We start from the raw sequence: 3555 nt of genomic DNA, 5'->3' as shown, positions 1-3555 counted from the left end.
TAAGGAGTGCCTCTAAACCTCCTTCTAGATAACGGTTCAATAAGTTTCGTACAGTTTGATGAACAAAACCTACTGATTTAGCTACTGCTGTTAAATTCTGACATTCAGAGTAGAGAATGAGAGCTTGAATTTTCCTATGGTGCTGTGCATTCTTTTTATCTTTCAGGGCTTGCTTCAATTCGCTAATTTGATATTCATTTAGTTCGACTTTCATACCTTATAGTATACAGCTATTTTTGTTTTTTGTTAAGTATTAGATACTCAGGCTAGTCTTATTGAAAGACTGGTGAATAAATGCTATGATTAAGATAGTTTTTTGAAAAGGATTACAATTTTATATTTGTTTTTGTGAGAGAGCCTATTTCGTTCATCCGAGTGAGCAATTTCCAGCATAATTGTTGAGTACTTGATTGGTGAAACAGTTGGGTCACAAGCTAGATAGAAGGTATTCTTTTTTTGCGTATGAGTGTAGAAAGGACGTTATGAGAAGAGAGAACATTCAAAGGTTTTCACTAAGAAAATTATCAGTTGGTTTGCTATCGGTGACAGTCGGTAGTGTCTTTTTATCGTTTTCAGATCAAGAAGTAGCAGCTACTGAGTTAGATCAAGAAGAGGCAGCGATTCGCTATCATTATGTGACGGAAGATGAGTTGACTCCTCAGGAAAAAGAGCAAATTATCCAAGCCTTGCCGAGTCTTCACGCAGAGCAGGTGAGCGACTATTATTTAGTCTATAGACCTGAAAGTGTTCAAGAAGGTAGCCAGAACTTACCTCAAACAGGGACTGCTTTACTGAATCCAGCATTGGCTCTAGGATCGGTAGCTCTTTTTATTGTTGGCTTAAAGTTTACAAAGAAAAAAACAGCAAAAGTAACCGTTGCTCTCTTCCTGACTGGTGCAGGAGGATTCGTTCTATCATCGGATGCTTTAGCGCTATCGAATGTAGTTTTAGCACAGTATAACCAAATTGTGAATGTAGGAGCTGATGGTCGTTTACCAGCTCCAATGGATATTCCGGATTATCGCTATATTGGCTATTTAAAAATGGATAAAGCTGGAGGGCTTTTATTACCAGAAGGAAGCGAGTCGACAGACAGGTTGGGATTGCTACAGGGACTTCCTAATCCTAGTCAAGAAGAGTCGTCATTGTTGTATCCTGTGCCTCCTGTTGTTGCTCCCCAGGTACCTGAGGAGACTCCAGCTCCCGGCGAGGTTGTTCCCGAACCACCAGTAGTAATTCCCGAACCGCCAGTAGTAACTCCCGAACCACCAGTGGTAACTCCCGACCCTCCGGTAGTTACCCCTGAACCGAGTGAGGTTGTTCCTGAACCGCCAGTAGTAACTCCCGAACCACCAGTGGTTACCCCTGAACCAGGTGAAGTTGTTCCTGAACCACCAGTGGTAACTCCCGAACCTCCGGTAGTTACCCCCGACCCTCCGGTAGTTACCCCCGACCCGGGCGAGGTTGTTCCCGAACCGCCAGTGGTAACTCCGGAACCGCCGGTAGTAATTCCCGAACCTCCAGTGGTAACTCCGGAACCCCCGGTAGTCACCCCTGAACCGGGCGAGGTTGTTCCCGAACCACCAGTGGTAACTCCTGACCCTCCGGTAGTTACCCCCGAACCACCAGTGGTAACTCCTGACCCTCCGGTAGTAATTCCCGAACCGCCAGTGGTAACTCCTGACCCTCCGGTAGTAACTCCCGACCCGGGCGAGGTTGTTCCTGAACCACCAGTGGTAACTCCGGAACCGCCAGTAGTAACTCCGGAACCCCCGGTAGTTACTCCCGAACCAGGTGAAGTTGTTCCTGAACCACCAGTGGTTACTCCAGAACCTGAGAAAGATGTTTTGGAAGTTCGTTATGAAGATTTACTGTTTGAAACAGTTTATGAGGCAGATGAGGGTCTTGCTTATGGCTATCAGAAAATTCTAGAAGAAGGAATTCGGGGAACTAAGAAAATTGTTTGGAATGTTACCAAACAGGAATTAGTGAGTGAGCAAGTGGTCCTACCGCCTACAAAACGTTTAGTACGTGTTGGGACACAGCCTCATATTAATCGAGAAGAGCTTCCGTTTAAGGAAATCCGTCAGGAAGATCCGAGTCTTGAAAAAGGTCAAGAGCGTGTTGTAACAGAGGGACGTGTTGGTCTTGAGACAAGCACCGCTCGTTATAGTGTAGATGCGAAAACAGGTCAGGTTACTGCCCTTCCAGTTGAGGTTGAAACTCGTCCAGCCGAGGATCGTGTGATTGCGGTTGGTACCAAGGAAATTGAGCCACCAGTAGTGACTCCAGAGCCAGAAGATGTCTTAGAAACTCGTCAAGAGTCGATTGCTTTTGAAACGGTTTATGAATCAGATGAGAGTCTTGCTTATGGTTCAAGTCAGGTAGCTCAAGAGGGTGTTGCAGGAACTAAGGAACTTGTTTGGAATGTGACCAAGGATAGCCTAGTCAGCGAAAGTGTGACGAGTCCAGCAGTATCACAGATTGTTCGTGTGGGAACTCAGCCAAGTGTCACAACGAAGGAACTTCCGTTCAAGGAAATCCGTCAGGATGATCCGACTCTTGAAAAAGGTCAGGAGCGTGTTGTAACAGAGGGACGTGTTGGTCTTGAGACAAGCACCACCCGTTACAGTGTAGATGCGAAAACAGGTCAGGTTACCGCCCTTCCGGTTGAGGTTGAAACTCGTCCAGCTGAGGATCGTGTGATTGCGGTTGGTACGAAAGAAGATGTTTTAGAAACTCGTCAAGAGTCGATTGCTTTTGAAACGGTTTATGAATCAGATGAGAGTCTTGCTTATGGTTCAAGTCAGGTAGCTCAAGAGGGTATTGCAGGAACTAAGGAACTTGTTTGGAACGTTACCAAGGATAGCCTAGTCAGTGAAAGTGTGACGAGTCCAGCAGTATCACAGATTGTTCGTGTAGGAACTCAGCCAAGTGTCACAACGAAGGGGCTTCCGTTTAAGGAAGTTCGTCAGGATGATCCGACTCTTGAAAAAGGTCAGGAGCGTGTTGTAACAGAGGGACGTGTTGGTCTTGAGACAAGCACCACTCGTTACAGTGTAGATGCGAAAACAGGTCAGGTTACTGCCCTTCCAGTTGAGGTTGAAACTCGTCCAGCCGAGGATCGTGTAATTGCGGTTGGTACCAAGGAAATTGAGCTACCAGTAGTGACTCCAGAGCCAGAAGATGTCTTAGAAACTCGTCAAGAGTCGATTGCTTTTGAAACGGTTTATGAATCAGATGAGAGTCTTGCTTATGGTTCAAGTCAGGTAGCTCAAGAGGGTGTTGCAGGAACTAAGGAACTTGTTTGGAATGTGACCAAGGATAGCCTAGTCAGCGAAAGTGTGACAAGTCCAGCAGTATCGCGGATTGTTCGTGTAGGAACTCAGCCAAGTGTCACAACGAAGGAACTTCCGTTTAAGGAAGTTCGTCAGGACGATCCGAATCTCGAAAAAGGTCAGGAGCGTGTTGTAACAGAGGGACGTGCTGGTCTTGAGACAAGTACCACTCGTTACAGTGTAGATGCTAGCACAGGTCAGGTTACCGCCCTTCCGG

The 3555-nt window shown here is 46.2% G+C and carries 2 protein-coding genes; one reads left to right on the top strand and one right to left on the bottom strand.

Annotation, left to right across the window (positions count from 1 at the left end; all coding sequences use genetic code 11):
* The coding region (locus tag E4T71_RS08295) for a helix-turn-helix domain-containing protein (RefSeq protein WP_135034965.1) at positions 1-214 on the bottom strand (214 nt) is incomplete at its 3' end.
* Positions 215-482: 268 nt separating this feature from the next.
* Here E4T71_RS08295 and E4T71_RS08290 point away from each other — a divergent pair.
* The coding region (locus E4T71_RS08290; RefSeq protein ID WP_135038846.1) for a G5 domain-containing protein at positions 483-3555 on the top strand (3073 nt) is incomplete at its 3' end.

Origin of the sequence: Streptococcus sp. WM07 (genome assembly GCF_004570525.1) — a bacterium.
Taxonomy (GTDB): domain Bacteria; phylum Bacillota; class Bacilli; order Lactobacillales; family Streptococcaceae; genus Streptococcus.
This window is presented reverse-complemented; position numbering and strand designations above follow the sequence as displayed.